Here is a 21,289-nt window from a genome sequence, read left to right on the forward strand (position 1 = left end):
ATTGATTTTAATTTGGGGGTGTGCCTGCTTCGCACGTGAATAGAAAATCAAGACGAGTTACTTCTCTTCAGCTACGGAAGTTGCATGAAGCCAAACCGCCCCGGGTTCACCGTCACCGGTAAAATCGCAATGGACGTGTTCATCGAGCTTGGTCGGGCAGAACATGCCAAGATATTCAATATTCAGCGGGTAGCGCCGGTGCCCGCGGTCGACAAGTGCCGCAAGTTTGATCTCTGATGGAGTTCCGGCAGACATGAGCATCTGAAGCGTCCCGAACATGGTTTTGCCGCTGTAAATGACATCATCAACAATGATCACTTTTTTATTTTCAATATCCGGCAGTGTGTGCGCCAACGCTTCCCCTGCAGATTCGGCTGCTGATCCGGCATAATCCGGATTTTTCAGGTCGACAGGAAAGGCCTTTATCTTCGCTTTGAAAATTTCCGAGAGCTTTTTGGAAAGGATGGTGGCCAGAAGGGCGCCGCGTTTATTGATCCCAAGAATGACGAGATCACCGGAACCGCGGGTATCTTCAAAAATCTGGAATGCTATTCGGGTAAGGGTCCGTCCGATGCGGGACGCGCTCATCAGCAGGTGTTTTGTCGCATCCTGATCAGTCACAGCTTATTGAAACATTGATTTGATGTCGCCCCAGGTTCTTCGTACAGCGTTGGTGGTGTAACTTGACCTGATCTGATCGTACTCTTCACCGTCAACATAAAGTGTATAAGAGACTTCTACCTGGGATGCGGTTTCATTTTCCGGCTGCTTGTACAGGTCAGTATCCTTGTAGATAAACTCGTAGTCGCTGATCTTTTCAATATCCCTCGATACATCGGCGGTTTGTCCGTTGCTGTGATTGGTTCGCTCAAGTTTGAAAGAAGACAGAGGAATGGGTCCCTCATCGCGGCTCAATACCCTCCAGCTCACCACTATGGTTCTGTCTTCCAGTCGCTCTTCCGATGAAAATTCAATCTGATGGCCCTGCGCAAACAGGCTTTGCGAAAGCAATACCAGGAACGTTGCTGCAACAAAAGAGTAACAGATTTTCTGTAATGACTTCATCTCTTACAAATCAGGTAGTTATTACATGCTGCAATGAAGCTTGACTTTTAATTTATGACATATGCGGCAATTAAACAAAACCAATAATGATGAACATTATTCGCGAGGATTTTTTTCACTTTCTCTGGGAGCACCTGCACTTTTCTCAACCTGCATTGAGTACAACACATGGCCGGAAAGTGGAGATCATCCATCCGGGGTATCCCCATACCGGTGACGGCCCCGATTACCGCTATGCAAAGATACGCCTGGACGGACTGCTTTTTTATGGTGATGTTGAACTGCACAAGAAGTCTTCGGAGTGGCTTCAGCACGGACATCACAGGGACTCACGTTATGAGAAGGTTATTCTGCACGTGGTCGTTCAGGACGATTTTCACCGGAAAAATGTGACGGCTTCTGACGGAACCGGCATTCCAACTCTGGAATTAAGGTCAGCCCTGCCGGCCAATCTTGCCCGGCTGTGGCGCTCATTTCATCAGCCGGAAAGACTGCCCTGCGCGGGTCAGGTATCTGCGATTCCCGAAGATTATGTTCAGTCCGTCACAACCCGATGGGATGAGTATTACTTTCAATACCGCCTGAACCGGATGCTCACTCACTACCCGGCTCACCTGCCGTTGTCTGCAGGCTGGAAGCGGATGATAAGGCGCGGCATATTCGAAGGGCTGGGTTACCACAAAAATCAGGCCTGCATGGTCCGGCTGGCTGATACACTGGAGGAAACCAACGGAAGTATTCACGGAAAAAAAGAATTACAGCTGACCGTCGGTTTTCTGTTGAGAAAATCGGGACTTACCGGCCATTCCGATGCCATAGTGACCAGAAACGAGTGGGACTTCAGTGCCTGCCGGCCGGCAAATCAACCTGCAGCAAGAATCAGGCAGGCCGCTGAAATCAGCCTTTTGCTCCAAAAAACAACACCCGCAGACTGGCTGCAGAATCCACCGGAAAAAATGTGGAAGAACATCAGCACATTGCGTGAAACGCCGTCACCGGGGCGGCAGCGGCAACTGGTCCTCCTTCACAATGTAGTACTGCCATCTGTCTATTTACTTGGCAAATGGACCCAAAAGCAAAGTGTCTGCAGAGAAGCGGAAAAATCATGGGCAAGACAGCACATACCGCTTCCGAAAAAAATCTCTGCGACGCTGGAAGTGACCGGGTTTCCCGAAGGAGATCATGCCTTCAGGCTGGCAACACTCCATCATTTTAAATATTTTTGCAAACCAAGGAGGTGCGGTGAATGTGATATCATGAAGTATCTGGTCCAAGCTTGACAACATTCAGGACATTTCATAAATTAGAAGTCTGTCAATGAATTGAATTTTCAAGGAATTCAATCTTTGTGTTTGCCCGGTCGTCTAAGGGTAGGACAGCTGGTTTTGGTCCAGTCAGTGGGGGTTCGAATCCTCCCCGGGCAACTTTTCAACACTTGTTTTTCGCATGACCCGTAAAAGGATGACCGCATCGGTTCCATCCTTTTTTAGTATTCACCGCATAAAGCCGTCGCTCAAAAGTCTTGGATAAGCCTCTAGCCATATTTGCCGGCAGAAGCAACCTGGCACTGTCACGTGCCATTGCTGAAAAATTCGGCACCAAGCTTGGTGCCGTTACCATCAAGTCCTTTTCCGACGGTGAGCTGTATATCAAATATCAGCAAAGCATTCGCGGAGCCGACGTATTCATTGTCCAGTCCACTCCTCCGCCCGGTGACAACATAATTGAACTTCTTCTGTTGATCGATGCGGCCAAAAGAGCGTCAGCCCACCGGGTCACAGCAGTAATTCCCTACTTTGGATATGCCCGGCAAGACCGCAAGGACCAGCCCAGAGTATCCATTGCATCCAAACTGTTTGCAAACCTGCTGACCGGAGCCGGAGCCGACAGGGTCCTGACGATGGACCTGCACGCACCCCAGATCCAGGGCTTTTTTGACATCCCGCTCGATCATCTGTATGCCAGTTCCATTTTTGTTGAACATTTCAGGCAAAACCCGACAGAAGATCTGGTTGTAGTAGCACCGGATGTGGGCAGTCTCAAGATGGCACGATCCTACTCCAAGCGTCTCCATGCCGGACTAGCATTTGTTGACAAACGCCGTCCGAATCAAAATATCGCCGAGGTCATGAATATTATCGGTGAAGTTGACGGAAAGAACATCCTGCTGGTGGATGATCTCATTGATACGGCCGGAACGATCACCAATGCATCGGTTGCCCTGAAGGAACGCGGTGCAAAAAAAATCATGGCGGCCAGCACACACTCCATACTGTCAGGCCCGGCATACCAGCGAATAGAAGATTCTCCGATAGACAAGTTTCTGGTTACGGACACCGTTCCATTGAAGCGACCATCCGACAAAATTCATGTATTGAGTGTTGCCGGACTTTTTGCCGAATCGATCAGGCGAATTTACACAGACGATTCGATAAGTACCTTGTTTGATGACTAACCCTTAAGTGTTTTCTGAATCATGGAAAAACCAATTATCATAGAAGTTGAAGCATCTGAACGCCCAAAAGGCAAATCCGCTCTGAAAAAATTGCGTCAGGACGGCATGGTTCCCGCGGTCTCCTACGGGCCGAAACTGGACAAAAATCTCAACGTCTATATCCCGGAACTGGAGCTTGAAAAAGCCCTGTCCTCCGAAAAAAAGGCCCTTATCAATATCAATTACGAAGGGACCGAGTACATGACCCTGATACAGGCGGTTGATTTCCATCCTGTCACCGACCGTCCGCTTCACGTGGATTTGTTCGCCATGGAGGAGCAGACTCCGGTGACCATCGAGATTCCCATCCGGCTGACCGGCACTCCCAAAGGTGCTGCCGAAGGCGGCCGTTTGTATCAGCCGCTTCGCAAAATCTCCGTGCTCTGTCTCCCGAAAGACATCCCGGCAGAAATTGTTCTGGATATCTCGCATCTGGATATCGGTGACACCATTGATGTTGAAGCGATCGACATCGAAGGTCTGGAGCCGCTGCGTGCTTCCTATCGTACTATCGCCGTTATCCGTCCGCCGAAAGGTGGCCTCGCCGAGCTTCTCGGTCTTGAAGAAGAAGAGGAAGAAGGTGAAGAGGGTGAAGAAGGCGAAGAGACAACAGCTGAAGGCGAAGAAGGCGGAGACGAAGCTGGCTCCAAAGAGGAAAGCGACAGCTAAACCATTTCGTCATGCCACTTATCGTGGGGCTGGGCAATATAGGGGAAAAGTATACCGGTACACGGCATAATATCGGTTTTTCGATAGTGGACCGTCTTGCCGGTACACTGTCGGCAAGCATGGAACAGACCGACGACCCTTACATTCTGGGCGTCGGGCGTTTCAAGGGTGTGAAAACCATACTCATCCAGCCCACCACACTTATGAACAACAGCGGCAAGGCCGTTCTCAGAGCCTGCCGCATGTTCCGTTATCTGCCCGGTGACATCCTGGTCTGTTATGACGATGTCAACCTTCCAACGGGCAAGATCCGCCTCAGACCCGAAGGCAGTGCCGGCGGCCATAACGGAATTCAAAGTATTATAGATCATCTTGGCACACGCGATTTTCCGCGCCTGCGGTTTGGAATCGGTAATAATTATTCGCGCGGCCGGCAATCCGAATATGTTCTCTCTCCTTTTGATGATGAAGAAATGCCGGATGTAGAAGAGGGTTTGAAAAAGTCAGAAGAAGCAGCATTATGCTTTATCCGGGAAGGAATAGTTATTGCTATGAATCATTTCAATTAATAATATTCCCCCTGTCCTGCCATACAACGTCCTGACAGTCAAAAGATAGCGAACTCTACCACTTCACTTAATCAGAAGCGATTATGAATTACATATTTTACATTATACCGATTGCAGGTATTATCGCACTGCTGTTCACTTATATCAAATCAAACTGGGTCAACAAACAGGATACCGGCACCGAAAAAATGACACGGATTGCCGGCCATATTGCTGAAGGGGCCATGGCATTCCTGAAGGCCGAGTACCGTGTACTTGCCATTTTTGTAGTAATCGTTGCAGTTCTCATCGGGTTTCAGGGATCAGTGACTGAAGGATCGTCCCCGTTAATTGCCCTCTCGTTTATCGTCGGGGCGCTCTGTTCGGGACTGGCCGGTTTCATCGGAATGCGGGTGGCCACCAAGGCCAATGTCCGCACGGCGCATGCCGCTCGGTCAAGCCTTAACAAGGCGCTGACTGTTGCCTTCTCCGGCGGATCCGTTATGGGAATGGGCGTTGTAGGACTTGGCGTGCTTGGTCTTGGCCTGCTTTTCTGGCTCTACACCAGTGTTTTCGGTTTCATCCCCGGACCTGATTCGGATGCTACCATGCAGGAAACACTCGCCACCATCGTAACTGTGATTACAGGTTTCTCATTTGGTGCGTCATCCATTGCTCTTTTCGCACGTGTCGGCGGCGGAATTTACACCAAGGCCGCTGATGTCGGTGCCGACCTGGTCGGCAAGGTCGAAGCCGGTATTCCGGAAGATCACCACCTGAACCCTGCCACCATTGCCGATAATGTGGGTGACAATGTGGGCGACGTTGCCGGAATGGGCGCGGATTTGTTCGAGTCGTTTGTCGGGTCCATCATTGCCGCCATGGTACTCGGGGTTGTGTTTATGTCCTCACAGCATTTTGTCGATGAATCAGCATTCGGCAACATGAGCGGTGTCGTTCTTCCGCTTCTAATGGCCGGATCAGGAATCATTATTTCCATCATCGGAACGTTTTTTGTTCGTGTCAAAGAAGGCGGCAATCCCCAGACTGCGCTCAATATCGGAGAAGTAGTTGCTGCAGGTATACTGATCGTTACCTTCTTCTTCCTTATAAACTGGGTTCTGCCTTCCAGCTGGACCTACACCGACATTCTTTACGGTGAAGAGCGGACCATCACCGCCAACGGCGTCTTTTTTGCCTCGATCATCGGTCTGATTGCCGGACTGCTGATCGGATTCATCACCGAATACTTCACCGGAGTTGGCAAAAAGCCGGTTATCAATATCGCTCGTCAGTCCATAACCGGCCATGCGACTAACATCATTGCCGGACTTGGGGTGGGGATGATTTCCACTGCTTTTCCGATTCTGATCATCGCCATATCCATCATGACCGCTTTTGAATTTGCCGGTCTCTATGGTATTGCCATTGCAGCTGTGGGTATGCTTTCCACCCTCGGCATCCAGCTCGCAGTCGACGCCTACGGTCCGATTGCCGATAACGCCGGTGGTATTGCCGAAATGTCCGAGCTGCCGCCTGAAGTGCGCGCAAAAACCGATCAGCTTGACGCTGTCGGAAACACAACAGCTGCCATTGGCAAGGGATTTGCCATCGGTTCAGCCGCACTGACAGCACTTGCCCTTTTCGGAGCCTACATGACATCGGCCGAGATCCAGGTCATTGATATATCCCAGGCCGGTGTGATTGCCGGACTCTTTGTCGGGGCGATGCTCGCCTTTGTTTTCTCGGCTCTTTCAATGGGAGCTGTAGGACGGGCAGCCAATTTCATGATTCAGGAAGTCCGCCGCCAGTTCGCTGAGATTCCCGCGCTTAAAAATGCACTTGAAGTAATGCGCAGAAATGAGGGCAAAGAACAGGATCAATGGAGCGATGAAGACAAAGAGACCTTTGCCAAGGCTGAAAATGCCGGAGAATATGGCAAATGTGTTGAGATCTCCACGAAAGCGGCACTCAAGGAGATGGTTTTCCCCGGACTTATGGCCATTGCCGTGCCGGTGCTTGTCGGCTTTATTTTCGGTCCTGAAGCACTTGGCGGTCTGCTTGCCGGTGTGACCGTTTCCGGTGTGCTCATGGCGCTTTTCCAGGCCAATGCCGGCGGTGCCTGGGACAATGCCAAGAAAATGATCGAAGCTGATATTGAATTTGACGGCGTAACCTACAGCAAAGGCTCGGATGCACACAAAGCCGCTGTTACGGGAGACACCGTCGGTGATCCGCTGAAGGATACTTCCGGACCTTCGCTCAATATTCTTATCAAGCTTATATCCATCGTGGCGCTTGTAATTGCCACTGCCATATAAGCACCTGATTAAATCAGCAGAACTATTCTGATTTTTTGAAGCCCCGGGAATGATTTCCGGGGCTTTTATTTTATACAGGCAGTTATTCGGCGCTGAAATATTCAGGATAGTCATCCGGCATGCATTTACCTACCATGCGGGATTCACTGCCTGAATCCCGCCGAAGCTATATAGCCGAAAATCATCTGTGCAGCACATTATGGAAATTCTAAAGATAATCTTTCAACACGACATTACCCTCGGACATTTGTCGGGGCACCAGGAGAAAATCGCTCGTGAAACACGGGAAAACACCCTTGAAGCCTTTCTCCGTCCGGAAAAAACGTATAACCGGTATTACTTCACCGGTACAACCATTGCAGACACGGATACCGGCGCCGGCAGCGGCAGCCGGACAGAAAAAACAGCAGACACTGACCGTTCCGGAAGCAATATTGACGATTTCAGAAAGTTCCGGTTCGGACTGAACACGCTGTCTGTCTGGCCTCTCATACTTTCAACACTGGAGCAGCTTATGGCTGATGAAAAGCGCCAGTCACCTGAAACGAAAGAGCCGGGGTGGTTTCATACGGATGGTTCCGAAATTGCCACATTCAGTGAATATCTTCAGAAAAATCCGCGAACACATTCGGTATTCCTTTTTGGCAAAAATCCTCAGGGACAAAACAGGGAACTTGCCCGTCAGCTCATCCTGGACAATCACACCGGAATCCGGGAAAACTTCAGGCCATTGACGTCACTTCTTGACTCCGGATACTACGTCCTGCTTACAGAAAAAGCACATCATGGCATTGATATTCATCTTTTTTCAGCGCAAAACCTGTACGAGACCATCTTTGACTCCTGTAAAAAGCTGATCGGCCCCGGACTCAGATATTTCAGCATAAATGCCAACAGGGTTGGCAGTGAAAGGCATTTCTATTTTGAAACCTGGACACTGGACCGGCCGCCTCACGGTTTTCAGGAAGTCACAAAAGATGCCACGATCCGGTAAACGGAGGTGATTCCAAGTGCAAGTTTATCAAACAAATCTCTTTTTTTGATAAACTTGCAGAATTATTTATCGTATGATGGTCTGTAAAAGAACCAAAACAGCCATATAAAACGGAGGGATTGCATGGAGAAACAGCAGGTTGACATGTTTATCATGTCAAATAACAAATTCTTCGAACCTCATCAAATATCATCCATCCGGCAAGCGATGCTGAATGCCGATGAATCTACTTTTTTAAGGCTTCAAGCCACAAATTTTAAAGATCCGATTATCAGCCTGGTTATCTCACTCATTGCCGGACCGCTTGGCGTGGATCGTTTTGTTATCGGGGATGTCGGACTGGGCATAGCCAAGCTTTTAACTTGCGGAGGTTTCGGCATCTGGACCATTGTGGACTATTTTTTGATCATGGGACGAACACGTGAAGTCAACTACGAAAAGATCCAGGAAATACTTCACTACTGACAGCAGGGTCAGCATGCTTGCAGGAAATCCCATATATGCACTCATTCTTGCACTTGCCCTGACCTCTTATGCCTTCATTGCATGGCTGTTCTTCCGCGCAGAAAGCGCAGGTATTTCAGCACAAATTTGTCCGGTCAACCGGCTGACCGGTTTCCCCTGCCCTTCCTGCGGCACAAGCCGTTCCATCGTATTGCTGCTTAACGGTGATGTTGCCGGATCACTGCTTATCAACCCGCTTGGTGTGATCGCTGCCGGTCTGCTGATCGTTCTGCCTGCATGGACCCTCTCCGACCTGATCAGAAAAAAAGAGACCTTGTTATCATATTATCAACGCGCTGAAGCATATATTGGAAAACAATTCTGGCTTGCATCGGTTCTCATAATATTGGTACTTGCAAACTGGTTCTGGAATATCCAGAAGGGCCTTTAGTCAGTACGTTATTCCATCATTCGACCTTTACGGAACTCATGATCAAACATCCTGAATTCAGTTACAAACCAGACGACTCAGAGCGTGAGAAAGCCTCCAACAGTTACCTCATGTCTCTTATCGCGATTATGGTCGGGGTGCCCCTGCCCGTTGCCAACCTTCTTGCCACTGGAATTTTCTACCTTGGAAACCGCAAAGGGCCCTACTTCACCCGCTGGCACTGCACCCAGGCTATGCTTTCCCAAGTCACCATTTTTGTCGTCAATGTGATTACGGTCGGATGGACCCTCAGCATCGTCTTCGGGTCCGGCGAGCTTGCAAATACCTACATTGCCTGGGTCATAACAGCTATGCTGATCAATCTGACCGAATTTGTGATGACCATCTACACCGCCATTGTCACCCGCAAGGGTCGGCATGTCGAATGGTGGTTCTGGGGACCGTTAACCAATGCCGTCTGCAAGCCGTGAGATAGATATGAAAAAACCGCTGCTTCAGCTATTCCTGTCGATACTGGTGATTGCCGGAATCTGGTATGGCCTGAGCCGGATTGATTTTCTCGGTGAGACCACCACCGAATCGATTGGCAGGGAGACCGAAAAAAAGCTTGGGGAACTCCTGCTCAAACAGCTTGAGCTTCAGCATCCGCGTTCCGCCAATGACTCACTATTGTCCGTCATCGAGAATATTCACCGGGAACTGTGCGACTCCAACGGTGTCGACCCGGAGTCCATTGACATTCATTTGTTTGACAGTTCTGTGATCAATGCCGCCGTTATTCCCGGACGCAACATCATCATATTCACCGGACTGCTGGATTATACCGAAAATGCGGATGAATTTGCCGGTGTTCTTGCTCACGAGCTGGCCCATATCACCGAAAATCATGTCATGGAGCGTTTGCAAAGAGAGTTCGGCATTACCTTGCTGATGACACTCAGCGGCATGGATGCGGGCACGGAAATCATATCCAATGTATTGCGGATTCTCACCACAACAGCGTACAGCAGGCAGCATGAAAGGGAGGCCGATGAAAAGGCGTTTGAATACATGGTTGAGACCGGATGGGACCCTGCCCATCTTGCCAATTTTCTGCTTCGCATCTCAACCAAAACACGTGACGGCGTAACAGCTCCCCAGTGGATTCAGACCCATCCGGATCCGCGGGACAGGGCTGCGGCAATCATCGAAAAGAGCAACAAGCTGTCGTTGGATGAAGATGCATTCCGTCCGGTGTCGGACAGTGACTGGCAGTCTCTTGTGAGCCAGTAACGCTGAATAAGCTTTTCTGTTTTACCGTGCAGACGGAGAGCTGCTGCTTTGCACTCTTATATACAGTTCGCGATAGAGCAGGAAGATAAATAAATCATGGATACCATGATTTATTTATCTGTCCTCAAAAAAAGAGCCCCTTCCAAACCGTTTTCGGATTGAAAGGGGCCTCCTGCAGCTACGTTATATCAGCCTGTTACCGTGACTGACAGATCCGGTTTAATTAGACGAAGGGATCCGGATCAATCCCCGTGGCGTCGTACTGAATATGATTACCACTCATACTGGAATCTGAGAGCGAAGGACCATCCTTTCGTGCTCCGCACTTCAGGATCGCCTGCGAGGTTCTCAACGGGCTTCTGATAGCGTCCGTCCATGTACATGACATTCAGCTTTGTAACAATTCCCGTCTCGGGGAACCAGTTCAGTCCCAGAGTAAAGCGGTCAACCTTCTGTCCGCCGGCATACTGATCACCCTCAAAAAGATCTTCATCAAACAGGTGATTTCCATCAGCATCAACAGCATACTGATCGGTATAGCCGTTCATATGCGCATAACGGGCAGTAAGCATCCAGGCTCCGGCTCCGCCTTCAGATACCGGACTGCTGACGTACTGGTTGCCAAAGTCACCGCTGAATGAGCGATAGGTCCGGCGGTCGTTGCTCAGGAAGAACGTGCCTTCGATGTACCATCCGCTTTGTGTAACGGTTTCGTCGTAATAGTCCAGCCATTCCACATTATCGATTTCTGCTTCTTCCAGTTCTCCGGCAAAATTATCAACCGTGAGGTCATCCGGACGGTTGAAATTGGCCCACAGATACTCACCCTGAAGTGTCAGTCTTTCATAACCCGTTGCAGCTTCGAGTGCATAGGTTTGATGGTGCTTGATCCCTTCAAGATCATGACGGCCTACAAAGCGAACCTCAGCGGCGCGCTGCCCCGTTCTGGTACGCTTTCGTACCGGCATGTATCCTTTGACCATTTCTTCTCCGTCACCGTCTACCGACAGGTCATCCCCACGTCCATAGGCGTTCTCGCGATGCTGGAAGCTACCGCCAAGGTGGACAAACAGCGCCTGTGACTGATCATCAAGCGGTGCAAAACTTCCCCGGAACGTTGTGGCCCATCCTTCGTTGATGTCCCGTTCGCGTTCCTGTGCGCCCCAGGTATTGCCGCCAAAAATTCCACCACCAAGATACCATCCCGGACGGAGGGTCTCATACATCAGACCGATTGAACGGCTGCTGCTGGGACGAAGCGCATCAACAGGAGCGGCGCGCTCGAGGAAGGTGATTCTTCTTGAGCTGGTATGGCTTTCCATGCTGAAGGGCTCTTTGAAGTGACCGAATGCCAGACGACCATGATCAAACAGATAGGCCATATACAGGTTGGCAAATCGCACTTCTGTATCACGGAACTCGGGTTCCACCTGCCATTCCCAGCGGTTATACATTACACCGAGCATACCCATTCGAATACGCCGGTGCCAGGTTCCGTAATGTGCGGTACGCTCATCACCAAACTCGGCCCGGTTAACGGTATCGTTGCTGTCAAACAGGTTATAGGCCACGTCTGTCTGGAGACGACCGCGAATACCGATTCTGTGCTTTCCATCCGAGCTGGCGATGGCAAATTTGTGCGGGCGGATAATGACTTCCTGCCACTCAAGCGGAGTGGTGGGATCATATTCCAGTTCCGGATGCATGTCAATTGCCGCTTGCGGAACATCTTCGTCATGCTCATCTGCTGCTTCTTCGGCTTTTTCTTCTGTTGCTTCTTTTGTTTCCGGTTTCTTTTCATCAGCATCTGTGGCAAAAGCCGGCTGATAAAGCAGACCGGTCATCACAAATGCAACTACAATTGCCTGCAACCAGGGAATCTGGCTGTTTTTTTGTTTTGAATGTAACATATAACTGCCCTCATTCATTTATTAATAGTGTTGTACGACCCGGAATCTGCAAATTCATCTGCAGGAGAAACTCCGGTTGTTAGTGGCGAGCGTTTAATACTGCTCAGAACCAACGGTCGCTCGCCGGTACCGTTTTTGTGCTGAAACTCTTTAATGCTTCGGGGAAAACCGGTACTGCACCGGATCTCTTTTTTATCGTTCATACCGGCATGTTCAATTACGAATGTATTTTCCGGAACAGGGCGCCACTCTGCCTTTTCCTGCAGCACAGAGGTCTGAAGGTCAATCCCCTGTTTTTTCACGACCTCCTGTTCAAATACATTTTGAACGAAGAAAAGTGCCACAAAACACAGGGCCGCGGCAATAACCGGTGTTATAACCCATCCGGAAGCAATGCGGCCGACTACCGCGTAGTTGATTCCGGTCCTCCCTTTCGCAATAGCCACACCCAGAATGGCGCCGATTATGGCTTGTGAGCTTGATACCGGTACAAGCGGTAACGCCGGCAGCCCGATTGATAAAAGAAACCTTTCAATGCCCTGTGAGGCGAAGACAAAAAGCACCAGAGATTTGGCCAGCACAACTATCAGTGCCAGCAAGGGGGTAAGCTTGAAAATATCGTTGCCTACCGTTGTCATCACCCGGTAGGAGTAGGTGTAAATTCCGACCCCGATTGCCGCCGAACCAATGAGAAACAGCTGCTGCGTGCTGGTGAAGTCCAGTAAACCACCGATGGTCACCGTTTCAAAAGGATTGGCAAACACGAACATCCCCATCACGTTCGCAATATTGTTGGCTCCGAGACTGTAAGCCCCGAAAGCACCTACAACAATCAACCCCATGCGTGTCCAGGCATCCATCTGCAGCATGTGGATTTTGGCCGAGCCCAGATATTTTTTGGCAAGCAGGTAGAGCCCGATGGCAAATATTCCGGCCAGAATCGGTGAGAATATCCAGGTTCCCACAATTTCAGCCAGCGCTTTGTAGTCGGTCGGAGAACCGGTAAACAGGTTCCAGCCCAGAATGGCACCTACTACAGCCTGGGAGGTAGAAACCGGAAGTTTCATGCGCGTCATTACCGTTACGGTAAATCCGGCCATCAGTGCAACGGTAAAGGATCCTGCGAGAGCATTCACGGCTCCGAGCTGACCCAGTGTTTCGGTAGTCCCGGCCCCGCTTAACACGGCTCCAAGAATTACGAATATGGTGGAAACCAACGCTGCTGTACTGAAACGGACCATACGGGTCCCGACGGCGGTACCAAAAATATTGGCACCGTCATTGGCTCCCAGCGACCAGCCGAGAAATAACCCGCTAATTAAAAAGATCCATTCCATTGCTTAGTATATTTTTTCTATATGTAGCGTTTAATTGCAGCTATAGCCAGACGGTCGCAGACATCCTCAGCTTCATCGGCAATCTGCTCGATATTATGTGCAAAGTACCTGAGGTGGATTTTGTGACTCAGGCGCAGATTGGTTCGCTGAAACAGGTCACGCTTGTATTTTTCGGCGATCCGGTTGGTCTCCTCGCGTGAAAACTGAACCTGCTTGATATTGTCCCTTACTGCGGACAGATCCCGGAAATAGGCCCGGATGGCTTTCACCATATTTTCCGATGCCTCAATGGCATTAAATGCCAGATCTTCGTGAAGTTCGTTGAGATCTTCGAGGGTTTCAGGAATCTCGACGGAAAACTCAAGAAGGGTATCGGTAATCTTGTTCAGAACAGCGTCGGAATGTTCGAGCAGACCCAGGACATCGCCACGGAACTCGGGAATGAGCGTTCGCAGGTACAGTTTGGTCTCCACATTTCTCCGCAGCGTATCGGCCTGTTTTTCGAGACTTCTCAGCTCGCTGAGTCGTCCTTCAAATTCATCTTTTCTGCCGTGCAGATAAAATTGTACACCTTTCTTGAACAGCAGACCTCCCTCTACTATCATATCAAGAAAGTCGTCAATTTCACCTTCAATCTGTTTGTGTTTGGTAAATAGCTGAGCCATGATATTCCGTTACATTGGATAAATGAGAGATTGTCTGTCTGTCAGAATATTCCGAATACACCATCCGGAGTGATACCCAGCCAGCGATAGTATGTTTCTCCAAGCAGAATGTTCAGGAAATATCCGATTACCATCAGGGTAAAACCGAACTTGAAGGCATCCTTGAGATCGTACCGGTCGGTTTCGTAAAGAAGTGCTGCTGGTTTACTGTTGAAATAGAGTACCCAGACATATTCAATCATGAATGCTGTCGGCAGTGCCAGACTGAGCACGCTGATATCAAACCGCTGGGCGACACCGATCGCGATGGGTATGAAGAGCATGGTACGCATGGTTTTGGACTGGAAGATCAGCGCACTGTAACACATCACGCCGGTCATGAGCATATACAATACCCAGAACGGGGTCTCATCCTGAATACCCAGGCCGTCGAAAAAGGCATTGACACTGAGCGAGGGCAGATCTGTGTGATTGAATCCTGCCCCAAGTGTGTAAGCACCGGCCGAAAACAGCATGAGGTGCCACGGGATATCGACCTGGTTCCATGTCACAATACCGTATCTCGGCAAGAGGGCAATAATAGCCCCGACAAATGCAACCGCCGTAGCACTTACACCATGGATGCGGTCGGTTGCCCAGAGCGTCAGGATTGCGAGAAATATGATAATGGTTTTGATCTCCTGATAGTCGATCTTTCCTAGCTTATCATACTCTTTTTTGAGCATATCCATTCCCCCGCTGATCTGAGGCACACGCTCATCCGGCTTAAGCGGAAAAAAGACTTTCATGGCCAGAATATAGCCTATGAACATCATGCCGACCATTGTGGGAAACATGGCAACCATCCAGTCTGCAAAATAGACATTGCCATCAATGGCGCCGCTGATCAACGCTGCTGCAAGCAGGTTGGCTCCCGAACCGGTCACAAAAGCACCGGCACCGAGATTGATATTCAGCAGGTTTTGAAGCACAATACTTCGGCCAAAGTTGTTCTTTTTGTTTCCGCCTTCTGCTCCGTACACGGCTGCAATTACCATAAAAATGGGCAGGAGAATAGCTGCCTTGGCCGTCGTGGCAGATATGAACGCCGACAATACCGTATTGATCAGAATAAAACTGATGAAAATGGATCCGGCATTTTTACCGAATTTCAGAATAAACCAGAGAGCGAAACGCTTCGCCACACCCGTTGCCACAAGCATGCTTGCCAGAACAAACGACATGATGTTCAGCCACATCACCGGATGCCCGAGCTGCGCGTATGCCTCCCTTTCCGGAAGCACACCGGTGAGAACCAGGGAAATAATCAGAATCAGAGAAACCTGATAGTTGGGGATGGCTGCAGTAATCCAGAGAATGATGGCTGCCAGAAAGATGGCCAGCATGAAATGATTTTTCTGGCTGAATTTGTCATCACCCACATCGGTAAGTATTTCCACAGCGGTGTCTGACTGGATCGAATCCACATCAAACTCCTGCAAATAGGGAATTTCAATAACAAAAGCGAATAGTATGAATACCACGACCGCAAGCGGGGCTCCGATCGTGGCCATCCACTGCTCGGCGGGAGACTTCTTCCGGGTCGGAAGCTTTTCAATGGAGTAATTCGTCATGTCCAGCGGATCATACGAATTTCCTTCCGCATCAGTTTTCAAGTGTTCCTTTTTGCTGTCACTCATCGTTCGAAATATTATTGATTTAAAGCAACATTTAGTGGCAGGGACCTCCGCCGCGTTTCAGGCTTCTGAAAGCATTACATGAATGAAATATGTCCGGCGGTCTGCACGTCCGACACAGACCTGACCGGACATACTCCTGCTACGGTCCTACCAGTTTTTATAGGGATTTTTCATTAGCATGGAATTGAAGTACCTGGCATCGCCGGTCACTTCTTCACCCAGCCAATCCGGCTTTTCGAACTTCTGGTCAACCGAGTCAAGCTCCACTTCAGCGACCGTCAGTCCGTCGTTGTCACCATAAAATTCATCGACTTCAAACGTATGCTGGCCTGCCTTCACCAGATAGCGTGTTTTATCGATCACACCGGGTTCGCAAATTTTGAGCAGGTCATTTGCTTCATCGGCAGGAATCTCTTTTTCCCATTCAAATCTGCTGGCACCGGATTCGTCACCGATTCCTTTGATGGTGAGGAATCCCTTGTCACCCTTCACCCTGACCCTGACCGTCCGTTCCGGCACTGATGAAAGATAGCCCTGTATGATCCTTGTTTCCTTGAAGGCGTCCTTTTTAAAATCGCCTTTGACGAGAAACTTGCGTTCAATTTCCTGAGACATAATTTCGGTTATTTGAATTTGTATCGGTTTCAGTTTGATAATCCGCCCAATAATACCGGCTGTGCATCATTCATTTGCAAGCGGCTTGTCGATCATCCCGGTTACCCTTTTTATGGCCTGCAGATAGTTGATGTTTTCGACACTCTCAAGGCCGACATCAGCCATCGTCTTTTTAATATCTTCGATCTCGGTTGACTCGGAGTTGATCGTCGCGACTTTGGCGCCGTTGATGGTGACATAACCGAACTCACATATGGTGTCATTCACCATGTAGCCGAACCGCTGCTTGTGAACCCGTGCAGATTCCAGTTCCGGATGGTCTTTGACCAGTTGAAGAAATTCTTCCAGCGTATATTCTTCTTTGGTCAGTTCTCCCATATCCACCTGGAATGCAGGAATAACCTCCTTTTCCAGCATCTCTTTTTTCATCGGGAACTCACCCTTCATGAGCGGATTCCATTGCTCCAGACCATCAACTGTCTTGATGAAGGTTTTGATGTCCATCTTTCCGTCACGAATTTTGGTGTTGTTGACATCGTTGGTACGCGACAAAATGTATATCTCATCAGAATGGCGTTCCCATACTTTTTCCGGTACAGGAACCGATAACCGGGACATTCTGTAATGAGCGTGACTAAAGTCCTGTCCGAAAGTCCGGAATTCGAATCTGGGTTTTGAAGCTTCGCCGATATTCAGTTTATCCTTACTCATGATTTTCAATTTTTTGGTGACTATTCCGGTTTAAACAAAGTTTGGTAAGCGCTTTTACAAACAGCATGCCAATTGCACTTCAAATCTGCAGATCAGGCTCTTTTTTGATCTGAGGCATGTTGCATGCATGGTTTCGGACTCAGCAACCGGCGAAATACCGCCAGGATCGGCGACATATCGCCACTATCACGGCGAAATCTCGCCATTTTAATTGCTTTTCTCATTGACGATGGCTAAATATCGTCAGGTTGAACCGTTTCTCTTTACGGGTACGGTTTTTGCTCCTTATGAAAACAACTACCGTGACTATTTCTCACCGACATTTATTTTCGCATCCGATGATCAGAAAAAAGATCCTCGTAATAAGTCTTGTGATTTTTCTGTTTGCTGTTGTGTTTACGCTATTTCTCCACCGATCCATAGTAGACATCACATCGCCGTATCCCGGTGAAGTTGAAACCGTCGAAGTGCTCCACCGGAGTCCGGCTGACACTGTTCATTTCGGGGTCATTTCGCGTTTTCCTGCAAACATTCTTTATCAGGGGTACCAGCCTGTAATGGATTACCTTGGCAGAGAGTCGGACTATCACTTTGAGCTGGTCATCAGCAGGTCCTACATTGAAACCGTTCAGGGACTGGGTTCCGGTGAGCTGGACGCAGCATTTTTAGGATCATATATCTACACCAAATCGCGTGATGAATATAACATCATCCCCATACTTAAGCCGCTGAATAAAAACGGAGAACCCTTCTTTCATTCTGTGGTCATTGTAAGAGAGGACTCTGACAAGCATGGGCTCCCACACCTGAAAGGGCACAGCCTGGCACTTCCTTCGGCACAGTCCTACTCGGGCAACTGGCTGTTCCGGTCCGGTTTTGATCAGTACAATATGACCCGTGATGATCTGTCTGCAATTGAATACTTCGATCATCATCACTCGGTTGTCTACGAAGTCATACGGGGAAGCTTTGATGCAGGGAGCGTAAAAGATCGTGTTGCAAGAGAATTTGAAGGCAGGGGTATTCGCGTGATTGATCAGTCGCCCCCGGTACCGGGATCTCCGATTGTCGTGCCGGAAGATTATGATGAATACAAAGTGGAAGCGATCTCCTCTGCACTCCTGAATATTGATCCGGACCATCCCGATTTTCAGGAGCTTATATCACGCTGGGACAAGGAGTTTGCATTCGGTTTCACCAGGGCCGAACCGCGTGATTACGATCATCTTCTTCCACAAATCAACCAGCCGGAGAGACAGCCATGAGATTACTGCAGGTTCTTCGGGAATGGTTCCGCTCCAGCATTAAATTCCGGATTCTTGCGGTTACCGGGGTTATTGTGTCGGTTCTGATGATCGTTATTTCCATAGGGATACTGCTCCAGTGGCGCAACCTGATCATTGAGCAGCAAAAGGAGAATGCCTTGTCGGTTTCCAGGGCCTTCTCCATTCCGGTCATTGAAACACTTATCCAGTCTGAAAGAGAGGGGGTCATCGGCGGCGATCTGCTTGAAAGTCACATCCAGAATTTTCTGGACAATGTGGAATCGATCACCTACATCTCTATTCAGGACAACGAGCACAGGATCATCGCCCACAGTGATTTGTCACAATATGACCAGACCATAACAGATTCTCGTCTGCTCAGTGTCATTGAAAGCCGAGAGCCGGTCACATCCGTGTTCAAGGATGAGGTGCACGGGTGGACCCTCGAAGCGCTTCAGCCGCTTCAGATCGGGGAGAAACGCTGGGGTAGCGCCATACTTGGTTTCGAAGCTCAGACTACCAGGGACCGTATCAGCAGGTCCTTTTTTCAGCTCTTGTTTCTCACAGCGGTGGCGCTCACTGTAACCCTTTCATTGATCTACTATTTCATCAACCGTGTAATGGCCTCCCTGCGCAACCTGGTTGTGGAGGTGGACAAAATTGATCTGGGATCAAATGAACCGCTGGCCACAAATCCGGGCAACGATGAAATCGGCTTCCTGCTGAAGCATTTTGAAATGCTGAAAAAAAGGTTAAACCATTCCAGGCAGGAACTGGCCATGGCCCAGCATCAGATATATCAGGCCGAAAAGCTGGCTTCGATCGGCCGGCTGGCTTCCGGCGTGGCCCACGAAGTGAACAATCCGCTGAACGGCATGCGCTTCTGCGTGTATGGCATTCAAAAGGACATGGACAACAAAGAGCAGACGCAGGAATACCTGAAACTGATAAATGAAGGGCTTGTCCAGATCGAATCGGTTGTCACCAAGCTGTTGGGGTACTCCCGACAGCGGCCCAAATCTTCCGAGCCGGTCCATATCGAGAAGAAGGTCAAAATGGTTCTGGACCTGCTGGAATACCGTCTGACTGAAAAAGCAATCAGGGTAACTATTGAAAAGGATGATCAATTTCCGGAAATCAAGGCCGATCCCAACCTGATCCAGGAAATGCTCATGAATTTGCTGCTGAACAGCCTTGATGCTGTTGACAAGGAGGGCTTTATTCTTGTCTCACTTAAAATACCCGATGAAAATCACATTGAAATACGGATTCGTGACAACGGGACCGGCATTGCAGAAGAAGAGCGTGAAGTCATATTCGAACCGTTTTACACAACCAAAGAGACCGGCAGAGGTACCGGACTCGGTCTCTCCGTAACCCATGGCATTGTGCAGTCTCACAACGGAACCATCAAGGTCGACAGCAAAATCGGAGAGTTTACAGAATTCATCATAACCATACCTGTGGAGTCAGCGCATGAAGATATTGATCGTTGAAGATGAGAAAATAACCAGAATCACACTGGCCAACCTTCTGGATAAGGAAGGCTATGAAGTGCAAAGTGTGGCAGACGGCAGCAAGGGACATGAACTGGTCTGTGAGAACAGCTACGATGTGGTAATCACGGATCTTCGCCTGCCGGGAAAAGGCGGACTGGACATTCTGAATGCTGCAAAGGAAAACAATCCTGAATGTGAAGTGATTGTCATAACCGCCTACGCCTCGGTCGAAACCGCGGTATCGGCACTCAAAAAAGGTGCATATGACTATATAACCAAACCTCTGTCGCCTGAAAAGTTTATCAGCCTGATGAACAACATCCACCAGTATCATGAAGTCCGTGATGAAAATCAGCAGCTGAAAAAGAGACTCGAACAGATTGAAAGCAAAACCATCATCGGCAACTCTCCCCCCATGCGCAAGCTGCTTGAAACCGTTGAAAATGTCGCATCACACGACTATACCGTTCTGATACAGGGTGAAAGCGGAACCGGCAAGGAGGTTGTCGCGCGTGCACTTCACCGTCACAGCACCCGCAAAGACAAGCCGTTTATTGCCATCAATTGTGCCGCCATTCCGGAAACCCTTGTGGAAAGCGAACTGTTCGGACATGAAAAAGGGGCGTTTTCGGGTGCCATTCAGCAGCATGAGGGATACTTTGAACGGGCCGACGGAGGGACCATCTTTATTGACGACATTGATGATTTTCCCCTGCACCTGCAGGTCAAGCTTCTGCGTGTGCTGCAGGAGCGGCAGTTTGTGCGAGTTGGCGGATCAGAAACCGTAAACGTGGATGTCCGCGTCATCTGTGCCACAAAAATCGATCTGGAAGAGCAGGTCAGAAAAAACGAATTCAGGGAAGACCTCTATTACCGGCTTCATATTATTCCGGTCCATATACCACCGCTTCGCGACCGCAAAGAGGACATCCCGAACCTTGTCAATCACTTTTTCGGGAAACATGATGCCGGTCATATGCTTTCTGATCTGGATCCGGCTTTTTACGAAGCCCTTATGCAGTACAACTGGCCCGGCAACGTACGGCAGCTCGAAAATACCGTTGAGCGAGTGATTGCCACATCGGATCCCGATATTGTAACGGATCTGATTAATGAAAGGTCGGCACCCAACGGAGAAACCGGCAGCGATGATGATGCTGAGGGCGATGATTATCCGCCGTTTGAGCAGTATATGCATAACAAGGAGAAGGAGATCATCAACTGGGCACTCAGAGAAGCCGACAACAATATATCACGTGCCGCCAAATTGCTTGACCTTCCGCGCGGCACGCTGCGGAGCAAGCTCAAGAAACTGGATGAAAACGGCGCTTAGGAGCATTCGGGGGCTGT

Annotated in this window: 21 protein-coding genes and 1 tRNA gene; 14 read left to right on the forward strand and 8 right to left on the reverse strand. The window is 49.3% G+C overall.

All coding sequences use genetic code 11. The features are described from left to right. Window positions 1–57: 57 nt before the first annotated feature. Together NATSA_RS01515 and NATSA_RS01520 are read right to left on the reverse strand one after the other, a co-directional pair. The gene (locus tag NATSA_RS01515; protein ID WP_210509719.1) at window positions 58–621 is read right to left on the reverse strand and encodes a phosphoribosyltransferase family protein; all 564 of its coding nucleotides are present in this window, start codon (window positions 619–621) and stop codon (window positions 58–60) included. A gap of 3 nt (window positions 622–624) precedes the next feature. Further along, entirely contained in the window at window positions 625–1,065 is a 441-nt protein-coding gene (locus NATSA_RS01520; protein ID WP_210509720.1) for a hypothetical protein, read from the reverse strand. A gap of 86 nt (window positions 1,066–1,151) precedes the next feature. Here NATSA_RS01520 and NATSA_RS01525 point away from each other — a divergent pair, with 86 nt between their 5' ends. From NATSA_RS01525 to NATSA_RS01575, 11 genes are all read left to right on the forward strand, one after another. Beyond that, a complete protein-coding gene (locus NATSA_RS01525; protein WP_210509722.1) occupies window positions 1,152–2,345 on the forward strand; it encodes a DUF2851 family protein in 1,194 nt (397 codons plus the stop codon). Window positions 2,346–2,418: 73 nt separating this feature from the next. Continuing rightward, a tRNA-Gln gene (locus NATSA_RS01530) sits at window positions 2,419–2,489 on the forward strand. A gap of 98 nt (window positions 2,490–2,587) precedes the next feature. Continuing rightward, the gene (locus NATSA_RS01535) at window positions 2,588–3,520 is read left to right on the forward strand and encodes a ribose-phosphate diphosphokinase (RefSeq protein ID WP_210509724.1); all 933 of its coding nucleotides are present in this window, start codon (window positions 2,588–2,590) and stop codon (window positions 3,518–3,520) included. Between the two features lie 21 nt (window positions 3,521–3,541). Beyond that, window positions 3,542–4,228, forward strand: a complete 687-nt coding sequence (locus NATSA_RS01540) for a 50S ribosomal protein L25 (protein WP_210509726.1) — start codon at window positions 3,542–3,544, stop codon at window positions 4,226–4,228. 11 nt (window positions 4,229–4,239) lie between these two features. Next, window positions 4,240–4,797, forward strand: coding sequence for an aminoacyl-tRNA hydrolase (gene pth, locus NATSA_RS01545; protein WP_210509727.1), 558 nt, complete (start codon window positions 4,240–4,242; stop codon window positions 4,795–4,797). Between the two features lie 83 nt (window positions 4,798–4,880). After that, window positions 4,881–7,097, forward strand: a complete 2,217-nt coding sequence (locus NATSA_RS01550) for a sodium-translocating pyrophosphatase (RefSeq protein WP_210509729.1) — start codon at window positions 4,881–4,883, stop codon at window positions 7,095–7,097. Between the two features lie 199 nt (window positions 7,098–7,296). After that, complete coding sequence (locus NATSA_RS01555) at window positions 7,297–8,091, forward strand: hypothetical protein (RefSeq protein WP_210509731.1); 795 nt, start codon at window positions 7,297–7,299, stop codon at window positions 8,089–8,091. Between the two features lie 123 nt (window positions 8,092–8,214). Continuing rightward, entirely contained in the window at window positions 8,215–8,556 is a 342-nt protein-coding gene (locus NATSA_RS01560; RefSeq protein WP_210509732.1) for a TM2 domain-containing protein, read from the forward strand. 13 nt (window positions 8,557–8,569) lie between these two features. After that, window positions 8,570–8,986 (forward strand): DUF2752 domain-containing protein, encoded by a 417-nt coding sequence (locus tag NATSA_RS01565; protein ID WP_210509734.1) that lies wholly within the window; start codon window positions 8,570–8,572, stop codon window positions 8,984–8,986. Window positions 8,987–9,024: 38 nt separating this feature from the next. Then, window positions 9,025–9,456, forward strand: a complete 432-nt coding sequence (locus tag NATSA_RS01570; protein ID WP_210509736.1) for a magnetosome magnetite crystal formation protein family — start codon at window positions 9,025–9,027, stop codon at window positions 9,454–9,456. A gap of 7 nt (window positions 9,457–9,463) precedes the next feature. Beyond that, a complete protein-coding gene (locus NATSA_RS01575; protein WP_210509739.1) occupies window positions 9,464–10,258 on the forward strand; it encodes a M48 family metallopeptidase in 795 nt (264 codons plus the stop codon). Between the two features lie 272 nt (window positions 10,259–10,530). Here NATSA_RS01575 and NATSA_RS01580 read toward each other — a convergent pair whose 3' ends face one another. The 6 genes from NATSA_RS01580 to NATSA_RS01605 form a co-directional block, all read right to left on the reverse strand. Further along, complete coding sequence (locus NATSA_RS01580; RefSeq protein ID WP_210509741.1) at window positions 10,531–12,168, reverse strand: OprO/OprP family phosphate-selective porin; 1,638 nt, start codon at window positions 12,166–12,168, stop codon at window positions 10,531–10,533. Between the two features lie 14 nt (window positions 12,169–12,182). Beyond that, a complete protein-coding gene (locus tag NATSA_RS01585; RefSeq protein WP_210509743.1) occupies window positions 12,183–13,505 on the reverse strand; it encodes an inorganic phosphate transporter in 1,323 nt (440 codons plus the stop codon). Between the two features lie 17 nt (window positions 13,506–13,522). After that, complete coding sequence (locus NATSA_RS01590; protein ID WP_210509745.1) at window positions 13,523–14,170, reverse strand: DUF47 domain-containing protein; 648 nt, start codon at window positions 14,168–14,170, stop codon at window positions 13,523–13,525. A gap of 41 nt (window positions 14,171–14,211) precedes the next feature. After that, the gene (locus tag NATSA_RS01595; protein WP_210509747.1) at window positions 14,212–15,849 is read right to left on the reverse strand and encodes an SLC13 family permease; all 1,638 of its coding nucleotides are present in this window, start codon (window positions 15,847–15,849) and stop codon (window positions 14,212–14,214) included. A 147-nt stretch (window positions 15,850–15,996) separates the two neighbouring features. Further along, on the reverse strand, window positions 15,997–16,464 hold the full coding sequence (locus tag NATSA_RS01600; RefSeq protein WP_210509749.1) for a CYTH domain-containing protein: 468 nt from the start codon (window positions 16,462–16,464) through the stop codon (window positions 15,997–15,999). Between the two features lie 66 nt (window positions 16,465–16,530). Further along, window positions 16,531–17,175 carry a hypothetical protein gene (locus NATSA_RS01605; protein WP_210509752.1) on the reverse strand — a complete coding sequence of 215 codons (645 nt, stop codon included), beginning with the start codon at window positions 17,173–17,175 and terminating at the stop codon, window positions 16,531–16,533. A 338-nt stretch (window positions 17,176–17,513) separates the two neighbouring features. On the opposite strand from NATSA_RS01605, the gene NATSA_RS01610 reads away from it, so the two are divergent. The 3 genes from NATSA_RS01610 to NATSA_RS01620 are packed head-to-tail and all read left to right on the forward strand — an operon-like array spanning window position 17,514 to window position 21,272. Then, window positions 17,514–18,440: a PhnD/SsuA/transferrin family substrate-binding protein gene (locus NATSA_RS01610; RefSeq protein ID WP_210509755.1), complete on the forward strand. Its 927-nt coding sequence runs from the start codon at window positions 17,514–17,516 to the stop codon at window positions 18,438–18,440. Beyond that, window positions 18,437–19,936 carry an ATP-binding protein gene (locus NATSA_RS01615; protein WP_210509757.1) on the forward strand — a complete coding sequence of 500 codons (1,500 nt, stop codon included), beginning with the start codon at window positions 18,437–18,439 and terminating at the stop codon, window positions 19,934–19,936. The genes NATSA_RS01610 and NATSA_RS01615 overlap by 4 nt, the downstream gene beginning before the upstream one ends. Then, window positions 19,917–21,272, forward strand: coding sequence for a sigma-54-dependent transcriptional regulator (locus tag NATSA_RS01620; protein ID WP_210509759.1), 1,356 nt, complete (start codon window positions 19,917–19,919; stop codon window positions 21,270–21,272). The genes NATSA_RS01615 and NATSA_RS01620 overlap by 20 nt, the downstream gene beginning before the upstream one ends. Window positions 21,273–21,289 lie beyond the last annotated feature (17 nt).

The sequence above is a fragment of the Natronogracilivirga saccharolytica genome (assembly GCF_017921895.1).
Taxonomy (GTDB): Bacteria; Bacteroidota; Rhodothermia; order Balneolales; family Natronogracilivirgulaceae; genus Natronogracilivirga; species Natronogracilivirga saccharolytica.